The sequence below is a fragment of the Pseudomonas sp. E1MeOHC2 genome (assembly GCF_058745025.1).
In genome coordinates, this window is sequence record NZ_CP196675.1 from 4,506,503 (window position 1) to 4,529,688 (window position 23,186).

22 protein-coding genes are annotated in these 23,186 nt (G+C 62.3%); 7 read left to right on the forward strand and 15 right to left on the reverse strand.

Annotated elements, in window-relative coordinates; translation table 11 throughout:
* Positions 1-36 precede the first annotated feature (36 nt).
* Positions 37-462, forward strand: coding sequence for a GTP pyrophosphokinase (locus ACSSU5_RS20435; protein WP_264309257.1), 426 nt, complete (start codon positions 37-39; stop codon positions 460-462).
* 3 nt (positions 463-465) lie between these two features.
* Here ACSSU5_RS20435 and ACSSU5_RS20440 read toward each other — a convergent pair whose 3' ends face one another.
* The 12 genes from ACSSU5_RS20440 to ACSSU5_RS20495 all read right to left on the reverse strand — a co-directional run bounded on the left by ACSSU5_RS20440 (position 466) and on the right by ACSSU5_RS20495 (position 14,053).
* A complete protein-coding gene (locus ACSSU5_RS20440) occupies positions 466-1,158 on the reverse strand; it encodes an endonuclease I family protein (protein ID WP_264313863.1) in 693 nt (230 codons plus the stop codon).
* 6 nt (positions 1,159-1,164) lie between these two features.
* On the reverse strand, positions 1,165-1,407 hold the full coding sequence (locus ACSSU5_RS20445; protein ID WP_027596110.1) for a DUF1654 domain-containing protein: 243 nt from the start codon (positions 1,405-1,407) through the stop codon (positions 1,165-1,167).
* A gap of 150 nt (positions 1,408-1,557) precedes the next feature.
* Positions 1,558-2,754 (reverse strand): amino acid aminotransferase, encoded by a 1,197-nt coding sequence (locus ACSSU5_RS20450; protein ID WP_492559643.1) that lies wholly within the window; start codon positions 2,752-2,754, stop codon positions 1,558-1,560.
* Positions 2,755-2,771: 17 nt separating this feature from the next.
* Positions 2,772-4,418: a thiamine pyrophosphate-dependent enzyme gene (locus ACSSU5_RS20455; RefSeq protein WP_492559644.1), complete on the reverse strand. Its 1,647-nt coding sequence runs from the start codon at positions 4,416-4,418 to the stop codon at positions 2,772-2,774.
* Positions 4,419-4,429: 11 nt separating this feature from the next.
* Positions 4,430-5,842, reverse strand: coding sequence for an amino acid permease (locus ACSSU5_RS20460; RefSeq protein ID WP_492559645.1), 1,413 nt, complete (start codon positions 5,840-5,842; stop codon positions 4,430-4,432).
* A gap of 219 nt (positions 5,843-6,061) precedes the next feature.
* Positions 6,062-6,991, reverse strand: coding sequence for a LysR family transcriptional regulator (locus tag ACSSU5_RS20465; protein WP_492559646.1), 930 nt, complete (start codon positions 6,989-6,991; stop codon positions 6,062-6,064).
* An 8-nt stretch (positions 6,992-6,999) separates the two neighbouring features.
* Positions 7,000-7,719, reverse strand: a complete 720-nt coding sequence (locus ACSSU5_RS20470; protein WP_492559647.1) for a B3/B4 domain-containing protein — start codon at positions 7,717-7,719, stop codon at positions 7,000-7,002.
* A 133-nt stretch (positions 7,720-7,852) separates the two neighbouring features.
* Entirely contained in the window at positions 7,853-9,148 is a 1,296-nt protein-coding gene (locus tag ACSSU5_RS20475) for an NAD(P)/FAD-dependent oxidoreductase (protein WP_264313857.1), read from the reverse strand.
* 53 nt (positions 9,149-9,201) lie between these two features.
* The gene (locus tag ACSSU5_RS20480; protein ID WP_492559648.1) at positions 9,202-9,624 is read right to left on the reverse strand and encodes a RidA family protein; all 423 of its coding nucleotides are present in this window, start codon (positions 9,622-9,624) and stop codon (positions 9,202-9,204) included.
* Between the two features lie 27 nt (positions 9,625-9,651).
* Entirely contained in the window at positions 9,652-10,791 is a 1,140-nt protein-coding gene (locus tag ACSSU5_RS20485; RefSeq protein WP_492559649.1) for an ornithine cyclodeaminase family protein, read from the reverse strand.
* Positions 10,792-11,065: 274 nt separating this feature from the next.
* Positions 11,066-12,376 (reverse strand): alginate export family protein, encoded by a 1,311-nt coding sequence (locus ACSSU5_RS20490; RefSeq protein ID WP_492559650.1) that lies wholly within the window; start codon positions 12,374-12,376, stop codon positions 11,066-11,068.
* A gap of 189 nt (positions 12,377-12,565) precedes the next feature.
* Positions 12,566-14,053 (reverse strand): aldehyde dehydrogenase family protein, encoded by a 1,488-nt coding sequence (locus ACSSU5_RS20495; protein WP_492559651.1) that lies wholly within the window; start codon positions 14,051-14,053, stop codon positions 12,566-12,568.
* A 277-nt stretch (positions 14,054-14,330) separates the two neighbouring features.
* Here ACSSU5_RS20495 and ACSSU5_RS20500 point away from each other — a divergent pair, with 277 nt between their 5' ends.
* From ACSSU5_RS20500 to feaR, 3 genes are all read left to right on the forward strand, one after another.
* Positions 14,331-15,827, forward strand: a complete 1,497-nt coding sequence (locus ACSSU5_RS20500; RefSeq protein ID WP_492559652.1) for an APC family permease — start codon at positions 14,331-14,333, stop codon at positions 15,825-15,827.
* Positions 15,808-16,392 (forward strand): DUF3156 family protein, encoded by a 585-nt coding sequence (locus tag ACSSU5_RS20505; protein WP_492559653.1) that lies wholly within the window; start codon positions 15,808-15,810, stop codon positions 16,390-16,392. Before ACSSU5_RS20500 ends, ACSSU5_RS20505 begins: the two co-directional genes overlap by 20 nt.
* A 114-nt stretch (positions 16,393-16,506) precedes the next feature.
* Positions 16,507-17,448: a transcriptional regulator FeaR gene (feaR, locus tag ACSSU5_RS20510; protein WP_264313850.1), complete on the forward strand. Its 942-nt coding sequence runs from the start codon at positions 16,507-16,509 to the stop codon at positions 17,446-17,448.
* A 163-nt stretch (positions 17,449-17,611) separates the two neighbouring features.
* Here feaR and ACSSU5_RS20515 read toward each other — a convergent pair whose 3' ends face one another.
* Both ACSSU5_RS20515 and ACSSU5_RS20520 read right to left on the reverse strand, forming a co-directional pair.
* The gene (locus ACSSU5_RS20515; RefSeq protein WP_492559654.1) at positions 17,612-17,977 is read right to left on the reverse strand and encodes a cupin domain-containing protein; all 366 of its coding nucleotides are present in this window, start codon (positions 17,975-17,977) and stop codon (positions 17,612-17,614) included.
* Positions 17,978-18,006: 29 nt separating this feature from the next.
* A complete protein-coding gene (locus ACSSU5_RS20520) occupies positions 18,007-19,305 on the reverse strand; it encodes an NAD(P)/FAD-dependent oxidoreductase (RefSeq protein ID WP_492559655.1) in 1,299 nt (432 codons plus the stop codon).
* Between the two features lie 241 nt (positions 19,306-19,546).
* On the opposite strand from ACSSU5_RS20520, the gene hpaR reads away from it, so the two are divergent.
* The 3 genes from hpaR (at position 19,547) to ACSSU5_RS20535 (ending at position 22,333) form a co-directional block, all read left to right on the forward strand.
* Complete coding sequence (hpaR, locus tag ACSSU5_RS20525) at positions 19,547-19,969, forward strand: homoprotocatechuate degradation operon regulator HpaR (protein ID WP_264313847.1); 423 nt, start codon at positions 19,547-19,549, stop codon at positions 19,967-19,969.
* 180 nt (positions 19,970-20,149) lie between these two features.
* A complete protein-coding gene (locus ACSSU5_RS20530; protein ID WP_264313846.1) occupies positions 20,150-21,319 on the forward strand; it encodes a p-hydroxyphenylacetate 3-hydroxylase oxygenase component in 1,170 nt (389 codons plus the stop codon).
* Between the two features lie 75 nt (positions 21,320-21,394).
* The gene (locus ACSSU5_RS20535; protein ID WP_492559656.1) at positions 21,395-22,333 is read left to right on the forward strand and encodes a p-hydroxyphenylacetate 3-hydroxylase reductase component; all 939 of its coding nucleotides are present in this window, start codon (positions 21,395-21,397) and stop codon (positions 22,331-22,333) included.
* A 40-nt stretch (positions 22,334-22,373) separates the two neighbouring features.
* On the opposite strand, the gene hpaI is transcribed toward ACSSU5_RS20535, so the two are convergent.
* The gene (hpaI, locus tag ACSSU5_RS20540) at positions 22,374-23,177 is read right to left on the reverse strand and encodes a 4-hydroxy-2-oxoheptanedioate aldolase (protein WP_264313844.1); all 804 of its coding nucleotides are present in this window, start codon (positions 23,175-23,177) and stop codon (positions 22,374-22,376) included.
* Between the last annotated feature and the right edge of the window lie 9 nt (positions 23,178-23,186).

A 23,186-nucleotide genomic window follows, 5' to 3' on the forward strand; every position in this document is an offset into this window, starting at 1 on the left:
ATGCTTGCACTGGGAGAGCTGAACGGGGAGGGCCTCATGTCTACACTGGAGCGGGCCATTGCTGTGGCTGCCAGGGCGCATGAAGGGCAATACGACAAGGGTGGGGCGGCGTATATCCTCCACCCGTTACGCGTGATGATGCGGGTCGCCACACCCGAGCAGCGGATCGTCGCGGTGCTTCACGATGTTATCGAAGACACGCCGCTGACGTTGTCTGATCTGGCGCGTGAAGGTTTTGCACTGAAGATTCTCGCCGCCTTGCTGGCACTGAGCCGACGTGACGGCGAGGCCTACCAGGACTTCGTCGTACGCCTCGGGGTAGACCCGTTGGCGCGCACCGTCAAACTGGCCGACCTGGCCGACAACAGCGACCTTTCGCGCATCCCCTGCCCAGGCCCCGCTGACCTTGCGCGGCTGGCCCGTTACCGGGAAGCCAGCGCCTACCTGCAGACACTGGCGTGAACCTCAGCCGCAGGCCTTGAGGTTGACCGGCCCGACAAACGCGTTACCGCGCCCCATCACGCAGGCCACCTGCTGGTTGCGCTGCAGTTCCCAAACCTGCGGCGGATACGTCTTGTTCCAGGCCTCGAACAGCTGGCGGTCCTGCTTCGACAAGCGCAGGTTGTACTGCTTGCTCATGTAGAAGTACGTGCGTGCGATCATGCCCCGGATAGATGGGCGTGGCATGACCTTCTTGGCCTTGAAGTCGACCTGGGTCAGGCAACTGCCATACTGGCCCCGCTGCTCGGGCAGCCAACCGAAACTGAAGTTGCTGCGGTCGCCGTTGACCTCGCCGATGCTGGGCACCAGGTTGTGCAGGTCAGCCTCGGCGCGCTTGTACACCTCATCGTGTTGCGAGCACTGTTTGCGCCCGCCGTCCTGCCAGCACTGGCGCTGGTGGCCGATCTGCCAGGCTGGCACGATGTGCTCCCATTCGATGCGCGAAGCCCGTTGGGCATTCTTGCGCGGTGTATAGCCGCAAGAGGCCAGGTCGACCTTGTTGCCTTTGTACTTGCAGCCGCAATAGAACTCCGTCGACTGTGGCGCGTACAACTTCCAGGCGACCTTCTTGGCCTCCTGGAAGGTGCGTGGAGCATCGGCATGGGCGAACGGGATGGACACTAGCAGGCAGGCGGCAGCGAAAAACGAAACTCTCATGCGTGGTCAGTCTTCCTTGGGTACGGTCCAGAAAATCTGTACGCCACCATCGTCGCGATGGGCAAGGGTGACGTTGTCGTTTTCGGCGATTTCTTCGAGCAGGGTTTCCCAATCATCCGGGGACTCCTGCTCCAGGCGGAAGATGAGCGCGGCACGGCTGCGCTGGGCGGTGGGGCTGTTGATGATCTTCTGGATACGAACACCCAGTTGCTCATAGCTACTCGGCGTTGCTGAGGAGGTGCTGGCCACAGGCATTTCCTTGTTTTTGCTGTATGTGCATACAGTATTTCACTGTAAGCAAATTCGCAACTGCCTGTGAGGCGAAAGAGTGTGAGAGCTACGCGCAATTTCGCTGATGCGCCGCGCCGCTGAAGGCGCCCTTGCGGGCGCCAGCGTAAATCAACCTGCCGAGTGGCTTGCCAGAGCGTTGGCGACAGCGTCCAGGTTGGCCTCGTTGAGGCCCGCGATGCAGAGACGGCCGCTTCGAATCAGGTACACCGCATGCTGCTCGCGGATGCTGTCCACGGCATCCGCGCTAAGGCCTGTGTAACTGAACATGCCTTTCTGATCGAGCAGGTAGTTCACATTCAGTGAAGCGTCGATGCCCTTGACCTTGGCATGCAGTGCATGGCGCATGTCGACCATGCGCAGGCGCATCGCCTCAAGCTCGGCGCGCCATGCCTGGCGCAGGTCATCGTCGGTCAGGATGGTGGCAACCAGTTCGGCCCCGTGCCTTGGCGGGTTGGAGTAGTTGGTCCGCACCGTCCCCTTGAGCTGGCCGGCAACGCACGCGGCAATCGCTTCATTTTCACAGACCACCGACAACGAACCCACGCGCTCGCCGTACAAGGAGAACACCTTGGAGAACGAGTTCGCCACCAGCCCGGTAATGCCAGCCTTGGCCAGCGCGCGGATGGCGTAGGCGTCCTGGTCGACACCGTCGCCCATGCCCAGATAGGCCGCATCCAGGAACGGAATCAGGCTGCGGTGGCGGCACAGGTCGAATACCGCGTCCCACTGCTGCGGGGTCAGGTCGATGCCGGTCGGGTTATGGCAACAGGCATGCAGCAGCACGATGGCGTGCGCGGGCAGTTGCTCGAAACAGGCCAGCATGCGCTCGAACGCGACGTGGCTACCCGTCTCGTCCAGGTACGGGTAGCGGTTAACCGGGAAGCCGGCGCCGCTGAAGATTGCGAGGTGGTTGTCCCAGGTTGGGTCGCTGACCCACACGCCCGCCTCGGGGTAGTAACGCTTGAGGAAGTCGGCCCCCACGCGCAAGGCCCCGGAGCCACCTACCGATTGCAGGGTGACGATGCGATCGCTTGTTTGCGGGGCGATCTCGCCGAACAAATAGGCTTGAACCGCGTTGCGAAAAGCTGGGTGGCCATCCATGGGCAGGTACAGGTTGGCTGCGGGGGCGACGCCATCGAGTTTCGCCTTGGCTGCCTTGACTGTGTCCAGCACCGGTACCTGTCCTGCTTCATCGTAATAGAAGCCAATGCTCAGGTTGACCTTCTCGGCGCGGTTGTCGCCGTGGAAGTCGTCCATCAGGGACAGAATGGGGTCGCCTGGGTAGGCTTCGACCTGCTCGAACATCTGGGTTACCTCCAATTTTAGTGAGAGAAGCTTGGGTGCAGGAACTGCCACGGGCTTGAGTCGCTGCCGCGCGGGACCGTGATTTCGATCAGCACGGGTTTGTCGGCTGCGAAGGCACGGTCCAGCACCGGGCGCAGGCGTGCCGGGCTGTCTACACGGTGTGCCTCGACGCCGAAGGCTTCGGCGAATTTGACGAAGTCCGGGTTGACCAGCTCCGAGCCCAGCAGGCGCCCACCGAAGCTTTCCTGCTGGTCGCGATAGACGTTGCCGAATGCGTTGTTGTTGAACACCAAGGTGACCAGATTGAGCTTGTACTGCACTGCCGTTGCCAACTCCTGGGCAGCAAACATGAAGCCGCCGTCACCGCAGATCGAGACCACGGCTTTGTCCGGGTGGGCTGCCTTTACCCCCAGTGCAGTCGGGAAGCCGAAGCCCAGGGTGCCTTGGTGGCCCGAGGTGACCAGGGTGCGCGGTTTGTACACTGGGAAGCCAAAGATCGAGGTGAAGCCCACCTGGGAAATTTCCTCGATGAAGAAGCCGTCTCGTGGCAAGACATCACGGATCACGCGCAGGTAGTCCAGTTGCGGTTGCACGCACTGGATGGCCTGCTCGGCGGCGGCCTTGGTTTCAGCCAGCTGCGCATCACGCCGTTTGGGAGCGCCGTGCTTGAGCACTGCCTGGGCCAGGGCCGCAGCGCCATCGGCTGCGTCGGCCACCAGGTTGACGTCCGCTGCAATGCGGCGCACTTCAGCCGGGTCGATATCGATACGAATCAGCTTCAGCCCTGCAGGGCGGTGGCGCCAGCGAATATCCAGCAGCTCGAAGCGTGAGCCGATGACCACGGCGACATCGGTCTGTGCCCAGATCCGTGCACCTGCTGCGACGGTAAAGCCCAGGGGATGGTCGTCGGAGACGACACCGCGCCCGCCTCGGAAGCTTACGACGGGTGCACCCAATACCTCGGCCAGTTGATTGACTTCAGCACTGGCGTCCAAAGCACCCGAACCGACGAAGATCATCGCGTTCGAGGCTTGGCTCAGCAGCTTCGCTGCGACGTCCACGGCATCGGTGTCGACTGGAGGCTTTGGCTGCAGCGCGAGAGGTTGCTGGATCTGCACCGCAGCGCGCTGGGTGAAAAAGTCCCACGAGGCTTGCAGTGACACCACGCCTGGCCGGCCCGATTGCATCGCCTGGAAGGCCTGGGCGACGCGCCAAGAGGTCTCGGCAGGTTGCTCGATATGGGCCGCCCACTTGCCAATGCTTTGCAGCACTTCGAGCTGTCGTGGCAGTTCATGCAACTGGCCGCGCCCGCGGTCCTTGAAGGGGCTCATGACGTCGCCGGTCAGGGCCAGCACCGGGGCGTTGCAACCCTGCGCGGTCAGCATCGCCGCGCTGGCGTTGAGGATGCCCGGGCCGGGCACAACGGTGAAGACCCCTGGGCGCCCGGTGGAGCGGGCATAACCGAATGCCATGTAGGCACTGGTTTGCTCGTGACGCGCGCCGTAGATACGCAGGCTGTCACTATTACGGGCCAGGGCATCGGTCAGGCCATAGATCTGCGCGCCCGGCAGCGCGAACACAGTATCCACGCCATGGGCTTTGAGGCTCTCGACGATGGCGTCGCCCCCGGTAAGAGTCTGCACGTTCGCTTGATCAGTTTTCATCGGGGTACCTATCAGGAAGGGCTGGAAACAATGTGAGTAGCGGCCGGGTTGCTTTTCAACTTTCGGTAACTGAGGAACATGACCAATAACCAGCACGGCATCAGCAGTACCGAAATACGCATGCCTGGGATAAAGGCAATGATCAGCAGTAACCCGGCAATAAAGGCCATGCACAGGTAATTGGTGAACGGGTACAGCGGGGAGCGGTAGGCGGTGAGCTGGCCTGCTTCACGCTTGGCCTTGCGGAACTTCAAGTGGATGAAGCTGGTCAGCGCCCAGTTCATCATCGTGGTGGCAACCACCAGCGACATCAGTGTTTCCAGTGCACCTTCCGGCGACAGGTAGTTGATAACAACCGAACTTGCCGTCACCAGGCCGGTGAGCAGAAGTGCATTGATCGGGATACGCCGCTCGCTCAACTTGATCAACGCACGGGGGGCATGGCCCTGGTGCGCCATGGCATGCAGTTGGCGTGAGTTGCAGTACACCACCGCGTTGTAAACCGACAGGGCAGCCGTCAGCACCACGAAGTTGAGTACGTGGGCCGCGTAATCAATGTTCAGCAGGCTCAGAATCTTGACGAACGGGCTGGCGCTGTAGGGGTCACCCGATGCAGTCAGCGAAGCGACCAGGTTGTCCCACGGGGTCAGTGCCAACAGCACGGCCAACGCCAGGACATAAAACAAGCCGATGCGATACAGCACGGCGTTGATGGCGCGGGGGATGGTCTTGCTTGGGTGCTTGGCTTCGCCCGCGGTGAAACCGATGAACTCCAGGCCGCCGAAGGCGAACATGATCAACGGCAGCGCCATGATCAGCCCATGCCAGCCATGGGGCATGAAACCACCGTGGCTCCACAGGTTGCTGACCGCTGCCTGCGGCGGCGTGTTGGGGCCGAAAATGAACCAGCTGCCCATCGCGATCATCATCACAACTGCGCCTACTTTGATGATTGCGAACCAGAACTCCGACTCACCATAAACCTTGACGTTGAGGGTATTGATGCCGCTGATCAATACCAGAAAGAACCCGGCCGTTGCCCAGGTTGGAAGTTCGGGCCACCAGAACTGCATGTATTTACCGAGTGCGGTAAGTTCGGCCATGCCCACCAGAAAGTAAGTGACGGTATAGTTCCAGCCGGTGAGGTAGCCCATGAAGCCACCGCCGTATTTATTGCCAAAATGGCTAAGCGATCCGGAGACGGGTTCATCCACCAGCATCTCGCCCAGCTGGCGCATGATCAGAAAAGCGATGAGCCCTGCAATCATGTAGCCAATCAGCAGGCTTGGCCCCGCCGACTTGATAACACCGGCACTGCCCAGGAACAGGCCAGTGCCAATGGCCCCGCCCAGCCCGATCATTTGAATATGCCGGTTTGAAAGGTTTCGCTCGAACGCGGGTTGTGAAACGTTGGTTCTGCTCATCGTTTTATTCTCGATTGTTTTCAGGTGCACGGGCGCCTGCCCGCGAATCTGAATGATTTGGCAGAGTAATAAGGGACGTGCTCGGTAGTGGATTAAGCGAGGCGCAGCGGGTTTAACGTGTCACCTGGCTGGCAACTACGTTAACACCAAAAGTTTCCAACGAAGTTTCAGTTATTAAATGCGGACTATGCAGATACTGGATAGTCAGCTTCAACGGGTTCAAGTGCCCGGGCTAAGGGAGTGCGATTGCTGGCAATGGGTATGAACAAGGCGCCGGAACCAGGCATGTTCAGGTGAGCTGTGGGTGCGGCTGTGCCACACCACCCAGTAGCGGAATTGATGCGCCATGAAGTCCAGGGGGCGATAGCAGACACCCCCTTGTTCCGACCATTTTCGTGCGATGTGCTCGGGCAGCATCAACAACAGGTCGCTGTCGCGAATCACGCTCAGGGCTGCAGAGTAGAAGGGGACGCTGAGCTTCAGGTCGCGCTGCAGGCTGTGCCTTCGCAGGTAGGCTTCGAGGAAGCCGTCCTTGTCGCCGCCGGTGGTGATCTTGACATGGCGCCACGCCAGGTAGGCGGTGATATCCAACGTTGAAAGGGACGCCAGCGGGTGGTCGTCACGCATACAGCACACGGCGCGGTCTTCACCGATGATCCTGCCGTGATAGGCGGCGGGAGTGCCTTCCAGCATGCTGGTGACGACATCCAGTTCACCCGTCGCCAACCACTCGAAACGGTCGGGCTGCCACAGCCGAAAATCGATATCGGCCCCTGGGGCGAGGTCTGCCATCTGTGCAAGCAAGCCCGGCAGGATGTGCTGTGCGACATAGTCCGAACCTGCCAGGCGAAAACGCCGGGCGCAGGTGAGGGGGGTGAATGCTGTGGGGGTGCTCATTTCCTGGAGTTTTTCCAGGATGGTCTTGATCGGTTCGATCAACGCTTCCCCGCGCTCGGTCAGCACATACTCACGCTGTTGCCTGATCATCAGCGGGTCGGCAAAGGCTTCGCGGAACTGCGCCAGATGGCGGCTGACACCGGACTGGCTGGTGCCCAGGCGCAGGGCCGCCTGGCTCAGGTTGCGCAGTTCAAGAATCGTCAACAGTGCCGTCAGTTGCGCAATGCTCAAATGGCTGAAGGCACTGTTCATCATTGCCCTCAGTCGAGGCTGACAGTGAACGTGGGGTGGTCGGCATCCAGCACGGCATGCCCAACGCAGAGGCCGCCGCAGTAGCGCTCGACCAGCGAGACGATGTCGAATATCGCGGCCAGTACGTTTTCTCGGCTGATTGGAGGCAGGCCATCGATGTCGAAAAAGACGCAGTCTGTGTCGGCGAGGGTGCGGGTGTCGCCCGCTTGGCGCCAGGTCCAGCGCCGGGTCAGTACCCGATTGCCGGCAGCCAGTACGACTTCACCTGGGGAAGGGGTTTCCAGTGCGTCGCCTGGGCCTGCGAGAAAGCGGTCTTCGGCAACCGTCTTGCGCAAGGTCAGGTGTTTGGACTCGGGGCCGACAGGGTGCACACCGGCTGGCAGCACATGGCGCAGGGACACCAGGTTGCCGATATCGACCAGTGGGTTGATGTCCGGCAGGCTATCTGGCTTGAGCACGCGGCGGCTGAGCGCTTCGATCGAACTGCGATGCTCCGAAGGTTTGGCGCCGAACAGCCGGTAGGCGTCCCGCCACGCTGCGATTGGCGGATAGTCGGCCGGGTTGCCCTCGATCCGCTGGCGAAGCTCGACCTCGGCTTGCCTGAGCAGTGCAGTCAGCGCCGCGTCGGGGCGGCTGTTGTCCAATGCCTTGAAGACGATCACGCCGCGCCGGTACTGCGGGTGATCGGCAAAAATGTCTGGGTTTATCGTGTAGGTGAAAGAACTCACGCTTGCTCCTGTTCGGGACATGGACCGCTGTGCAGAGGCCCCGAATATAGCACCGGGGCAGCGCGCTGCCGGTAGCGCAAGCCGGGATTCAACTATGCACAAGGTGGATAGTTGAATCGCTCCAACGCCGGGCTTAGGCGAAGCGTTCGAACCGGTAGGGGCTTGGATCGATCAGCGGTGGCGCCTGCGAAACCAGGTCGGCCGCCAATTGGCCCGCCGCCGGCGAGGTGCCAAAGCCATGGCCGGAAAACCCGGTCGCCAGCGTCAGGCCGGGAATGGCTTGCACCGGGCCGATTACCGGGTTGGAGTCCGGGGTGACGTCGATCGTGCCCGCCCAGGCAGAGGCGATCCGTGCCTGCTCGAACACGGGCCATGCGGCCTTGAGGTTGCGCAGGGCTTCGTCGTTGAGTGCCGTGTTGGCCTGCGGGTCCTGAACCCTGACGCGCTCGAAGGGCGTGACCTGCGAGGCGCCCCAGCGCCGGGCCAGGGCCAGGTCCTTGAAAAAGTACTTGCCGAAGCTGATGCGCAAGAAGTCACGCTGTGCTTTGAGTTGCGGCAGGTAGCGCCTGCCCAGCAACAGGTGGTCCAGGGTCAGGAACGCATCGAGCGCCCCGCGCTGGGTAATGATGTAGCCGCCATCCTTGTGCTTGCGGAAGGAAAAGTCCGGTGCGCCCACGGCAATGTCGGTCGGGCCTTCCAGTGGGTGGGTACGCAGCACAGAACAGGTCAGCGGCAGGGTGGGCAGGTCGATGTTGAGGTTGCCGAGAAACTTGCGAGACCACAAACCACCGGCAAGCAACACCTGCTCGCAGCGGATTTCGCCTTGCTCGGTGACGACGCCGCTGACCCTGCCGGCGGCGGTGACCAGTGTGCGCACGGCGCAGTTCTCCACGATTACCGCGCCTTTGGCGATTGCTGCACGGGCGATGGCACTGGCCGCCAGGGTCGGTTCCGCGCGGGCGTCCGAGGCGGTGTAAATACCGCCGGCCCAGTCGGCGCGGCCACCTGGCACCTTGTTGGCAATCTCCTTGTTGCTGAGCAGGCGAGAGTCCAGCCCCAGGTGCTCGATGCTCTTGAGCCAGCTCTCGTGCATGCCCATCTGCGTGTCGTTACGGCCGACGAACATGATACCTGCTTGCCGGTAGCCCACATCGCAGCCCACCCGTTCTGCCATCTTCGCCCACAATTGATCGGCCGCCAGGGCCAACGGAATGTCGTGCGCATGGCGGTTGGTCTTGCGCACCCAGCCAAGGTTGCGCGAAGACTGCTCGCCCGCAAGGCGGCCTTTCTCCAGCACCACCACGGGGATGTTGCGCTCGGCCAGGGTCAGGGCTGCGGTAAGGCCGATGATGCCTCCCCCGATGATCACCACGCTCGTGGCCTGAGGGTGGGTGGTCGGGGTGTGCACAGGATCAATGACGGGGGACATGGCTTCACTCGGCGGCAGTGTGAACGGAACGTTGCGGGTTCAAGGCTGGTGTATCACTCGCCCAGCCGGATCAGCGTGACCTGCGCGCGCGAGGCACCCCGGTACGCCGTCACTTCCAGCTCGACCTTGTAGACGGTCGAGCCCAAGGGTGGGCAGGTGACGGTGGTGGACGGGTCAATGCCTCTGAATTTCTCGCCGATCACTTCCATCACCTTGGGCACATCGGCCGGGTCCTGGATGAACACGCGCGAGCTGATGACATCGCCCAGCCTTGAATCGACTGCCGCCAGTGCGCTTTCGATGTTGGCGAACACCTGGTGGGTCTGTTCGATCACGTCTTCGGGGATGACTTGGGTTTGCGGGTTGCGCCCGGCGGTGTTGGACACGTAGATCCAGTTGTCCACCGCCACCAGGCGGGAGTAGCTGGCCATGTCTTCGAATTTCGAGCCGGTTTTCAGTTTGGTGATTTGAGTCATGGGGGTAACCTTTTTGAGTTGAGGGGATCATCTGAGGACGGGTTTTTCCCAGAGGTTGAGCTTCACACCGATGCCTTTCTCGACCGCGTTGCGGTACACGACGGTGCCCCAGGCGACGTCTTCGACGGGCATGCCGCCGACTGACATGAGGATGATTTCGTCGTCGTTCAGGCGCCCTGGTGCATCACCGCTGATGATCTTGCCGATGTCTTCGACGTGCGCGGCGTCGAGCTTGCCTTCGGCGATCATGTCCATGAAGCGCACGCCTACCAGCGGCACATGGTTGTGCGCAGGCTTGGGCAGTTCCTCGAACCACGCTTCGTACAGCCCGGTGTTGTCCACCACTTTGCGCACATCCGAACGCTCCATGCCTTCATCGATGCTGCAGGGGGCGGGCATTGCCAGAAACGCGCCGGGCTTGACCCACTCGCGCCGCACCAGCGGATAGGTGGAGGGGTCGCCGACTTCGCCCGAGCTGCAATAGCTGACCAGGTCGGCGTCACGCACTACCTCTTCCAGGGTCTGCACGACGCGGAGGGTGGTGATCTGCGGGAAGCTCGCCTTGACCCAGGCAACGAATTCATCAAGGTTCTTCTGGCCACGGCCCTTGATCTTGATCGTGTCCACCTGCGGGCACACGGCCATGAACGCGGCCACCGTGGTCTTGCCCATCACACCGGGCCCGGCCAGGCCGATGACCTTGGCGTCCTTACGGGCCAGGTGGCGCGCGCCGACACCGGGGATGGCGCCGGTGCGGTACGCCGACAGCAGGTTGGCCGACATGTGCGCCAGGGGCGCGCCGGTGTCGGCGTCGTTGAGGGTGAACATCAGGATCGAGCGCGGCAGGCCCTTTTCCCGGTTGGCGATGTTCGAGCCGTACCATTTGGCGCCTGCGGTACGGAAGTTGCCGCCCAGGTAGGCGGGCATGGCCATCATGCGACGGTCTGCGGTCGGCTTGGGCATGTGCGGGAACGGCGATTGCTCGGGGAAGGTGATCATCGCGCCGTGGGAGTCGTTGTTCGGGCCGGCCATGCGGTAATCGCCCTGGTAGAGCAGGTCGAACATTTCTTCCATGGTGTCGACACAGGCGGGCATGTCGGTGACGCCGGCGCGGATCATGTCCTGTTCAGACAGGTAGATGAAGTCAATTCGGGTATCGAGGGTCATGGCGAGTCTCGCAGGGCGGCCGTTGTCAGGTGTTGTTGTTATGGCTGGGGTGTGATTCGTGCCGTCAGTTTCGCTAACGACCGGCAGGCCGTCTTGCGTCAGCGTGCCAGGCGATTTGACCCGTTGTGCCAGGGTGGGATGAGCGATCTCTAAATGTGGGAGCACTGTCTTGTTCAAGTTCTAAAAATTGACGCAATACCTGTGGGAGCGGGCTTGCCCCGCGAACACCGGCGAAGCCGGTGCCATGCACCCCGTAGCCCCATTCGCAGGTGGTTTAGAACGGCACCGCGACAGTCAACTGGCTGTAGACGTTGGTGCCGTTACCACCCACCTGGTTGCCGCCGCTGCGCTCATCCTTGCGAGGCTGATACAGGCCCACCAGCGGGCTGATGATCAGGTGGTCGTTGACCGCCCATTCCAGGTAGACATCAAGTTCCCGGGCGTCTAGGTTGAGGCTGTCGCGAGTACGCACGGTATCGAAGTCGAAATACAGCACGCCGACCGTTAGGTTTTCCAGCGCAGTAGCCTTCACGCCAACATGGTGGATGCCGGTATTGCTGTTGAATGGGCCTGCGTAGTTGGCGGCGACTTCACCCTGGAACCAGGTGCCGTAGCCACTGGACAGGCCACTGAACAGCGAGTCCCAGCCGGCCGAGTAGCGGGTGTAGCGATAGGTCACCTGAGGCGCCCATGGCAGGTCGGCGAAGGTGTAGCCAGCCTGCAGGTACCAGGCTTTTTCCGGGCCGCCTTGCTTGTCTTGCCAGGCGTATTCGAAGGCGAAACTGGCATTGTCGATACCGGCGCTGCCTTCGCCCCGCAGGCTGTAGACGTCCATGCCTTCCCGCGCTTGCTGGAATGCGCTGGCCCATTGGTCGGTGACGTCGATGCCATGCACCCAGGTCAGCCCCAAGGTGCCCAGGGCATGGGTGTAGTCCAGGGTGCCTGCGGCCAGTTCGGTCTCGGCTTGGGCACGGTTATCGGACTTGAGCCACAACAGGCTGCCATGCAGCCCATCTTGCCCGCCCAGGCGCAGGATCGCCGTGCGGTCGAACGCATGGCGCGCAGCCAGGTAGTAGGCGCCGCCGCGGTCCAGGGTGCCGTCCGCCACGCCGTTGCCCAGGTTGGGGCCGTCGTCGTTGATCAGGAAGCCGCTGCCCAGACGGATCACCTGCCGCCCTGCGGAAATATCCACACCGTCCTTGCCCAACCAGGGCAACAGATCGCCTGAACGCCAGCCCAGGTAGGCGTCCTCGATCTTGGTGGTGCGTTCGGAGCCATCGGTATTGCCAGCGGCATCGCCATCGCCCCAGGTGGCGGAGCTCACCCAGTTCAATGCGCCATACAGGGTGCCATTGTCCGCCAGGCCCTGATCGCCGCTCAGGCCGTACTTGATGAAGCCCTCACGCCAGGTCGAGCCACCGGTGGTGCCGTCATAGTTCTTGCGGCTGTTGAACATGCCCCACACCGCGAGCATGTCGGCATTCAAGTGGCTGTCGTCGTCGGCGTAAAGCTCGTAGGCCGGCGCTGCCTGGCTGGCCAGAAGAGTGGCCAGGGCCAGGGCGGACAGCCGTTGCGGTTTGAACATAGCACTTCCCTCGATTGTTCTCGGCACCTTGCAAGGCAGCCTTTGTTTTTCGGGGGCATCCTCGTGGGGGCGAGGTGCCGTCGCGGTTGGCTGCGACGGCCTATTAGCGCGTGGATGGCTGGGTGGGGTCTTGTTCGTGGCTGCCAAGGCGCTTGCACGCCTTGGCCAGGTCTACTCAGTGGGCTGCTTTTAGTAGCGGATCATCACCGACTTGAGCTCGGTGAAATCATCGATGAACGCCGAGCCGAACTCGCGGCCGATGCCGGACGCCTTGATACCGCCGAAAGGCACGGCCGGGTCGAGCAAGGTGTGCATGTTGACCCACAGGGTGCCGGCCTGGATTTCTGGGACAAGCCGCATGGCCTTGCCCAGGTCGTTGGTCCACAGGCTGGCACTGAGGCCGTAGGGCGTAGCGTTCATCAGGTGCAGCAGTTCGTCTTCGTCATCGTAAGGCAGGAAGGTGGCCACCGGGCCAAAGGTTTCCTGGTTGAGCAGGGTGTCGCTTGCCGACTTGGCGAGTATCACCGTCGGCTCGACAAAGCAGCCTGGGCCATCGCCAATGTGCCCGCCGTGGATGATCTGGCTGCCTTCGCTGCGCGCGGTGGCGAACAGTTCGGCCAGTTTTTGCTGGTGTGGCTTGTTGGCCACGGGGCCGAACTGGGTCGACTCATCCAGCGGCGAACCGATTTTCAGTTGGCCCAGGCGCTGGGACAGCGCGTCGAGCAGCGGGTCGATGCGCGAGCGGTGGACGAAGAAGCGCTCACCTGCGGCGCAAATCTGCCCCGAGTGCAGGAAGCCCGCTTCGATGATGCCGTCGACGGCCTTGTCGAGCGCCACATCCGGCAGGAACGCTACCGAGTTCTTGCCGCCCAGCTCCAGCGTTGCCCGGGTCAGCTTCGCGCCCATGGCGGCCTGGCCGACGGCGATGCCGGTAGGCACGGAACCTGTGAACGAAACCTTGTCGGTGCCGGGGTGCTCGATCAGCGCCTTGCCCACCAGGCCGCCACCGGTCAACACGTTGAGTGCGCCCGGCGGTAGGCCGGCCTCGCTGGCCAGCTCGGCAATGCGCAGCAACGTCAGCGGGGTGAACTCGCTGGGTTTGAGAATGATGCTGCAGCCGGTGGTGAGGGCCGAGGCCAGCTTCCAGATGGCGATCATGGTGGCGAAGTTCCACGGCACGATGCCCACGACCACGCCAATCGGTTCGCGCAGGGTGAAGGCGCTGTAGCGCTCGCCGGCAAACGAGGGCAGGGATGGGGTGATGGTCTGGCCGGTGATCTTGGTGGCCCAGCCTGCGTAGTAGCGCAAAAAGTGCGCGGCCTGCTCGACTTCGAACGCCCGCGCGATGCCGATCAGCTTGCCCGACTGCAAGGTTTCGAGCTGGGCCAGTTCCTCGCGGTTGGCTTCCAGCAGGTCCGCCAGCTTGAACAGCACGGCGGCGCGTGCGGCAGGGCTGGTGCGTGACCACGTCGTGAAGCCCTGACGGGCTGAGCGCACGGCATGGTCCACGTCGGCTTGGTTGGCGTCGGCGATGTGGGCGATGGTTTCGCCATTGGCCGGGTTGACTACGCCGAGGGTCGAGGACGACTGGCTGGCGATGTGCTGGCCGTGAATGAACACGCCATGTTGTCGGGCCATGAATGCCGTGACGGCGGGAAGAAGGGTAATGTCGCTCATGCTGACTCCGAAGGCAGAAGGGCGCGGCCTGGCAGGCCGCCAAAGCGTCGAGCATAGTGAGTGGGCACGGTGTTGATCTTGCATCTGCGTGACGGCGGCATGACGCTGCGTGCCAGGCATGCTGGTGCTGGCAGGCAGCAACAAGGGCCACGGCAGCCATGGGCAAGACGCCCCGCCAGTGGCGGCGCACAGTGATTACGCAGGGAGGCAACCAACAGCCGTGCGTGCAGGTTCGCTTGCCGCGTTCAACGCCACAAAAACAAGCCGGGGCATAACGATGTCACTCAACAACAAGCTCACCGAGCATCTCAACCGGGGCAGTGTCGGGTTCCCCACGGCGCTGGCCAGCACCGTCGGGCTGATCATGGCCAGCCCGGTGATCCTCACCGCGACCATGGGGTTTGGCATTGGCGGCAGTGCCTTCGCCTTGGCCATGGTCATCGCGGCATTGATGATGCTGGCGCAGTCGACCACCTTTGCCGAGGCGGCCTCGATCCTGCCGACCACAGGTTCGGTGTACGACTACATCAACTGTGGCATGGGTCGGTTCTTCGCCATTACCGGCACGTTGTCGGCCTACCTGATCGTGCATGTGTTCGCCGGTACCGCCGAAACCATCCTGTCCGGGGTCATGGCACTGGTGAACTTCGAGCACCTCAATACCCTGGCTGAGTCCGCAGGCGGTTCGTGGCTGCTGGGTGTCTGCTTCGTGTTGTCGTTCGCGGTGCTCAATGCCTTTGGGGTCAGTGCGTTCAGCCGGGCCGAAGTGATCCTCACCTTCGGCATGTGGACCACGTTGATGGTGTTTGGCGTGCTGGGCCTGATTGCCGCGCCGGCGGTTGAGCTGGAAGGGCCGTTCGGGGCGTCGCTGGTCGGGACCGACCTGATGACCATCCTCTCGCTGATCGGCATGGCCATGTTCATGTTCGTCGGCTGTGAGTTCGTCACGCCGCTGGCGCCGGAGTTGCGCCGTTCGGCCTGGGTGCTGCCGCGGGCCATGGCGTTGGGCCTGTTTGGCGTGGCCAGTTGCATGTTCATCTACGGTGCGGCCATGAAGCGCCAGGTGGAAAACGTCGTGCTCGATGCCGCCAATGGTGTGCACTTACTCGACACGCCCATGGCCATCCCGCGTTTCGCCGAGCAGGTGATGGGCGATATCGGCCCCGTGTGGCTGGGTATCGGCTTTCTGTTTGCCGGCGCCGCCACCATCAACACCTTGATGGCCGGGGTGCCGCGCATCCTCTACGGCATGGCGGTGGATGGTGCGCTGCCCAAGGCCTTCGCCTACCTGCATCCACGTTTCAAGACGCCGTTGCTGTGCATTCTGGTGGTTGCCCTGATCCCTTGCCTGCACGCCTGGTACCTGGGCGGCAACCCGGACAACATCCTGCACCTGGTACTCGCGGCAGTGTGTGCCTGGAGCACCGCCTACCTGCTGGTCACGCTGTCGGTGGTGATCCTGCGCATCCGCCGCCCCGACCTGCCGCGTGCCTACCGCTCGCCGCTGTTCCCGCTGCCGCAGATCATTTCCAGCGGCGGTATCGTCATCGGCATGGCGTTCATCACCCCGCCGGGCATGAACCCCGCCGATATCTACGTACCGTTCGCCATCATGCTGGCCTGTACCGCAACCTATGCGCTGTTCTGGACGCTGTGCGTGCAGAAGGTCAACCCGTTCAAGCCTGCGCGGGTGGAGGATGTGCTGGAGAAAGAGTTCGCGGCAGAGCCAGGCCATGCAGTGGAGCACAGGCATCATGATCAGACGTTTGCGTGAGCGCCTGCTGGCACCGCGTGCCCCGGCCGGTTACCGGCCTGGGGCCACGCTGGGGCTGCTGTCGCGTAACCTGGGGCAGGTGCAGATGCACCTGCTGGAACCCGCCCACGGGGTGATCGACAACCCGGCGCAAGGCTGGCATGCCGAGGTGCGCGAGTGCGTCGAGGCCCACCTGCTGATGCACGTGGTGACCTGTGAATTCCAGTTGTGCATGCCTGCCCTGCAAGAGGGCGGGGTTACCCTTGAAATGCGTCATACGGGTGCAATCCGCCGTACTGGCCTTGCCTGCGTGTACCGCGACGGCGACAAGGCGCGCTTTACCCAGGTACGTGATCGGCTATTGAGCGATGAGCAACTGACCGCCGCGCTCATGCCGCTGGATTTCAAGCGCCTGACCCTGGAGTGCCGCGCAGGCCACTGGTGGCTGACCCTGGAGCACATGGGCGGCAGCGAGGTGGTCAACCGCATGCCGGCGTTTCGTCGCTACATTCAGATCAGCCCGCCGCAACGGGCGCACCTGATGGCCTGCCTCGCCCTGTTCGGGCAATCACTGCCCCGTCTCTGACCCCTTTTTGGCACGTGCCTTGCTCATGTTCCAGGCGAAAGATCACAGTTGTGCGACCATTGATAACATGTTAACAATGGCCGCATAACAACAAATTCTGCGTCGAGGGCATCCATGCACACTCAACAACCCAACCGTCAGGGGCTGGAACGCTGGACCACGGCCATGCAGCAGATCTGCGGCCGTTTCGAGACAGCGCTTGCCTCCAACCATTCCTTGTTCATCGGCGAGGTTTCTACGTTTTCCCGTGCGGGCCTGCCCCTGGCCAATCTGCGCACCAATGCCGGTAACATCCGCCGGCTGGGTGAAAACCCGACCTTGGACGATGATCAGCATTGCTTTCTGGTCAGCCAGCGCATGGGGTATTCGACGGTGGCGCAGGGCGGCATGCGTGTCAGCCTGGCGCCGGGCGAGTTATTGCTGATGGATTCTGTCGGGCGTTGCGAGATCACCCCCAACGGCCTGATCGAGCATGTCTCGCTGGCCCTTTCCCGCGAGCAGGTGCGCAAGCATGTGCAAGGCTCCGGGGCGATGTTCGGCAAGATTTCCTCGACCAATGCCTGTGGGCGCATGCTGCATGTGCTGATGGATCAACTGTGCAAAGAAGACCATGCCAGCGGTGACGGGGCGCAAGGCGATGCGCTGCAGACTGCCTTCATTGCGTTGCTCGAACCGGGTTTCGAACGCAATGGCGACCAGCCGCATGCACTTGGCCCGCTCAGTGGCGCCAACCTGCGCAGCTATGTGCAACAGGTGATCGACGACTCCCTGTCACAGCCCGGGCTGACCCCGGCCAACCTGGCCGGCCGGCTGAACATTTCGGTTCGCCACCTTTACCGCTTGTTCGAGGAGGAGGGCGACAGCGTCTGCCGTTACATCCAGCGTGCGCGTCTTAAGCGCAGCGCGGACGACCTGGCCAACCCGTTCTTCAAGCGCGATTCGATCACCTCGATCGCCTACAAGTGGGGCTTCACCGACTCGGCGCATTTCAGCCGGTCGTTCAAGAAGCAGTTCGAGCAATCGCCCAAGGATTTCCGCGCACAGGCCATGGCCTGATCGGCGATTTTGTAGCACGTCACCAATCCTGTGGGCGCGGGCTTGCCGGCGAAGAAAGCGACGCGGTAACGGGCACCGGCTTCGCCGGTGTTCGCGGGCAAGCCCGCTCCCACAGGGGGCGTCTGTTTGATTAAGTTAAGTGTTGTTCTATGAGAGCCAAGCCTCAGGCCACCGCCAGGTAATGCTTGACGAACGATTCGCTCAGCACCTCCCAGAGTACCGGCGTACCTTTGCTGACAAACCACGCATCACCGGCCTTGAAGCGGGTGACCTGCCCCGTGGACTCATCGGTCAGCTGAATTTCGCCGGTCACGATCACCGCCTGCTCGTCGAAGGGATAGACCATGCGGAACTTGCCGCGGGTGGTGCCGAAGTAGGCGCTGCTGACCGGGTCGGTCGGGGCGCCGTGGGTCATCTTGCCAAAGGCGTTGACTTCGCCTTCGAGAATCTCCGAGCCCAGATCGGCAACGGTGCCCCAGGGGTCCAGTTCGGACAGTTGTACGCCTTGCTTGGCAGCGGTAAGGGTCATGGCAGTTCTCCAGTGGTGAGAGGAAAGGTTCAACGGCGGCCGTTGAAGTAGCCCGACAGCTGGTGCACGGCCTTGCCGGCCGTGAGCAGCAGTGGGCGAAAATGGTCCTTGCCGAGGATCTGTGCATGCTTGATCGAACGCAGCAGCTCATAGCGTGCCGACCCTTCAAGCATGCCTTCAGCGAGGATCTTGCAAATGATGTGGCTGGGCGTGACGCCAAAGCCTGAATAGCCCTGCACATAGAACGCGTTGGGGCGATTGCTCAGCGTGCCGATCTGTGGGAACAGGTTGGCGCTGGTGGCCATCGGGCCGCCCCAGGCCAGGTCAATGCGCACGTCCTTGAGGTACGGGAAAATCTTCAGCATCAGGGCGCGGTTCCACGCCTTGAGGTCCAGCGGGATGTGCTCGATGCAGGAGGTGGCGGCGCCGAACAGCAGGCGGTTCTCGCGGGTGACCCGGTAGTAGTCGATTACCGGGCGGATATCGCTGTAGGCGCCACGGATCGGGCTGATCCGCTCGATCAGTGGGTCTGGCAGCGGCTCGGTCATCATCTGGAAGGCGTAGGTGTTGATGGTGCGCGCGTGCAGCTCGGGCTCCAGCTTGTTGAGGAAGCTGTCGCAGGCCCACAGCAGTTTGCTCGCACGCACCGAGCCGCGCCCGGTACGCACCTTGATGCGCTCACCGTAGGTCACTTCCAGCGCCGGGCTGTGCTCGAAAATGCGCGCACCGTGGCCGACCAGGGCCTGGGCTTCGCCGAGCAGCAGGTTGAGCGAATGCACGTGGCCACCGCCCATGTGCAGCAGGGCGCTGCTGTAGGCGTTGCTGCCGATGATCTGGCGCACTTGCGAGCCCTCCAGGTAGCGGATCTCGTCATGCGCATTGATGGCTTTGAACTGCTTTTCCCAGGCGCGCAGGGTTTTTGCCTGGCGGCTGTTGAAACCCATGTAACCGTAACCGTGGCAGAAGTCGGCATCGATGTTGTAGCGGGCGATGCGCGCCTTGATGATGCCGGCGCCCAGTTCGCTGATCTCGAAGATCTCTTTCAAGCCCTTGTCGCCGACGCTGTGTCTGATCTTTTCCAGATCATGGCCGATACCGGCCATGATCTGCCCGCCATTGCGCCCGGTGCCGCCGAAACCCAGGTAGCGGGCTTCGAGCACGACGATGTTGGTCACGCCTTTTTCTGCCAGTTCCAGCGCAGTGTTGATCCCCGAAAACCCACCACCGATGACCACGATATCCGCCTCGATGTCACTTTCCAGCGTGGGGAAGTTCAGGTTGTACTTTTTGGTCGCGCAGTAATAGGTCGGGCTTTCGAGGGTGATCATGGCGCAGCCTGCTGATTTGGAGTTGTGATAGGGCCGTTTCGCAAGCGCACTGGCACATGGGGTCATTGAGCGCCTGGCTGTCGTCAGGTGTCTTGTGCTTGCCTGCCAGCGAGTGTAACCAGCCTGCCAGTGCCGCTGGCAGCGGTTGACCGAGCCTGTCATCGGCTGATTGGTTAATGTATTAATGAGCCCGTGCTGGCATACTGGCCTGCTCGCCACTTTCCATGATGCCCGGGCACGCATGACCACACCAAGACCCTCTTTGACCCTTACCCTGCTGCAGGCTCGCGAAGCCACGATGGCGTTCTTTCGACCGGCCTTGAATGCCCATGACCTGACCGAACAGCAATGGCGGGTCATTCGTATTTTGCGCCAGCAGGGCGAGCTGGAAAGCCATCAGCTCGCCGAGCTTGCCTGCATTCTCAAACCCAGCATGAGCGGTGTGCTCAAGCGGCTCGAACGTGATGGGGTGGTTGCACGGCGAAAGTCGCCGGAAGACCAGCGACGGGTGTTCATCAGCCTGACGGACAAAGGGCAGCAGGCGTTTCTGGCAATGAGCGAGGAAATGGCCCGCAACTATGAAAGGATCCTCAGCCAGTTCGGCGAAGACAAACTGCAGCAACTGATGCAGCTGCTCAACGAAATGAAAAAGATCAAACCGTGACGCGCCAGCGGCCATGGAAAGTGCAATTTTCCCGCCGTAACGTGCATTTCGAGGTTTAGCCCTACCTCACATACTGAACGTGTCTTTACAGACTTTCCGGCTGTTCCATCGCACCGAAACGCCCGCACGACAGGGCTTGGTGCAGCCGCAGTCGACTCTCCAATAATAAAGAGACCGTTCATGAAAAAGCCAAATCCCCTGCTCGAAGACCTCAAGTCGATCTTGCCGACGATTGCCGCCAATGCCGTACGTGCGGAGCAGGATCGCAGTGTCCCGGCAGAGAATATCGCGCTGCTCAAGAGCATCGGCATGCACCGTGCCTTTTTGCCCAAGCACTATGGCGGCATGGAGATTTCGCTGCCGCAGTTTGCCCAGTGCATTGCCTTGCTGGCGGGCGCCTGTGCCAGTACCGCGTGGGCCATGAGCCTGTTGTGCACCCACAGCCATCAGATGGCGATGTTCTCGGCCACGCTTCAGCAGGAGGTCTGGCAAACCAACCCGGATGCGACGGCCAGCAGCAGCATTGCGCCCTTTGGCCGTACCGAAGAAGTCGAAGGCGGCGTGACGTTCAGCGGCGAGATGGGCTGGAGTTCCGGCTGTGACCATGCCGAGTGGGCGATCATGGGCTTCCGTCGCAAGAATGCCGAAGGCACGCAGGACTACTGCTTTGCCGTCCTGCCGCGCAGTGACTATGAAATCCGTGATGACTGGTACGCCGTTGGCATGCGCGGCAGCGGCAGCAAGACCTTGATCGTGCGTGACGCCTTCGTGCCTGAGCACCGCATCCAGAAGGCCAAGGACATGATGGAAGGCAAGTCGGCAGGCTTTGGGTTGTACCCGGACAGCAAGATCTTCTTCGCCCCATACCGCCCGTATTTCGCCAGTGGTTTCTCCACCGTCAGCCTCGGTGTCGCCGAGCGCATGCTGGAAGTGTTCCGCGAGAAAACCCGCAACCGCGTGCGTGCCTACACCGGCGCGGCAGTGGGGGCGGCAACGCCTGCACTCATGCGCTTGGCCGAGTCCACTCATCAGGTGGCAGCCGCGCGTGCCCTGCTAGAAAAAAGCTGGGATGAAATCGCCGAGTACAGCGAGCGCCATGAATACCCGACACGCGCCACGCTGGCGTTCTGGCGGACCAACCAGGGCTATGCCGTGAAGATGTGCATACAGGCGGTGGACCGGCTGATGGAAGCGGCCGGTGGCGGCGCCTGGTTTGAAAGCAACGAGATGCAGCGCCTGTTCCGTGATGCGCACCTGACCGGTGCCCACGCCTACACCGACTATGACGTTTGCGCGCAGATCCTCGGCCGCGAGCTGATGGGCCTGGAGCCTGATCCGGCGATGGTCTGAGCCGCCGGCTGGCCGTTCCCCCTTACAAACACAACAACAAACAGGGCAGGCCCTTGGCCTGCCCGGGAGTCTTGCATGTCCAATGAAACCGCCACTGCCTTCGATAGCCGAGCCTTCCGCCGCGCGCTGGGCAACTTCGCCACCGGCGTAACCGTTGTCACCGCCGCTGGACCCAGCGGGCGCAAGGTCGGCGTCACCGCCAACAGCTTCAACTCGGTCTCGCTGGAGCCTGCACTGATCTTGTGGAGCATCGACAAACGCTCCACCAGCCATGAAGTATTCGAAGAAGCGTCGCACTTCGCCGTGAACATTCTGGCGGCGGACCAGATTGAGCTGTCCAACAATTTCGCGCGGCCCAAGGATGATCGGTTTGCAGGGATCGATTACCAGGAAGGGGCGGGGGGCGCACCGCTCCTGGCCGATTGCTCGGCGCGCTTTCAGTGTGAGAAGTTTCAGCAACTCGACGGTGGCGACCACTGGATTCTGGTCGGCAAGGTGGTGGCGTTCGATGACTTTGGCCGTTCTCCACTGCTGTACCACCAGGGCGCCTATTCGATGGTGCTGCCACACACGCGCATGACCCAGCGGGCAGAGGGCCAGACGCCGAGCAGCCACTTCCAGGGCCGCCTGCAACACAACCTGTACTACCTGATGACCCAGGCGTTGCGTGCTTATCAGGGCGACTATCAGCCACGCCAACTGAGTACCGGGCTGCGTACCAGCGAGGCGCGCATGTTGATGGTGCTGGAGAACGATGCTGGGCTTGGGATGAACGACCTGCAGCGTGAAGTGGCGATGCCTGCGCGTGAAATCGAGGAGGCCGTTGCCAACCTCAAGCGCAAGGGCCTGATTGCTGATGACGAGGGGCGGGTGCGGCTGTCGGTGAAGGGGGTGGATGAGACCGAGGCGCTGTGGACCATTGCCAGGGAGCAGCAGGACCAGGTGTTTGGGCAGTTCAGTGATGAGCAGTTGGATACCTTCAAGACGGTGCTGAAGGCGATTATTCAGATGTGAGCCATTGATAGCTGGGGCTGCAGAGCAGCCCCAAGGATGTTCAGTAAACGCCGCCCCCCTCACTGACCGACGCCGAAGTACCTTTGAACTTCCCCGCCAGATCCTGCAGCCCACGCATCAACACCGTGGTATCCACCCCAACCGCCACAAATGCCGCGCCCAGTTCAATGTAGCGCCGTGCCAGCTTCTCGTCCGCGCTGAGAATCCCCGCAGCCTTGCCCGCCTTGCCGATACGCACGATGGCGTCCTCGATGGCCGCCTGCACCTCAGGGTGCCCAGGGTTACCACGATGGCCCATGGCGGCGCTCAGGTCGGCCGGGCCGATGAACACGCCATCGACCCCTTCGACGGCAACGATCTCATCCAGGTTGGCCAGCCCTTGCCTGTTCTCGATCTGCACCAGCAAGCACATCTGCGCGTCGGCCTGGTCGAGGTAGCCGGGAATGCTGTTCCAGCGTGATGCGCGCGCCAGTGCGCTGCCTACGCCGCGTATGCCCTTGGGTGGATAGTGCATGGCCTGCACCAGCTGGTGCGCCTGCTCGGCGCTTTCCACCATGGGCACCAGCAGGGTTTGCGCGCCGATATCCAGCACTTGCTTGATCAGCGCGGTATCGCCAATCACCGGGCGAATCACCGCCTGGCTAGGGTAGGGAGCCACCGCCTGCAGCTGCGCGAGCATGCCGCGCAGGTCGTTAGGCGCGTGCTCACCATCGATCAGCAGCCAGTCGAAGCCGGCATTGGCGGCCAGCTCCGCGCAGTACGCATCGGCCAGGCCGAGCCACAGGCCGATCTGCGGCTCGCCACTGCGCAGGCGTTGTTTGAAGTGGTTGACGGGCATGTCCATGGGCAAGTC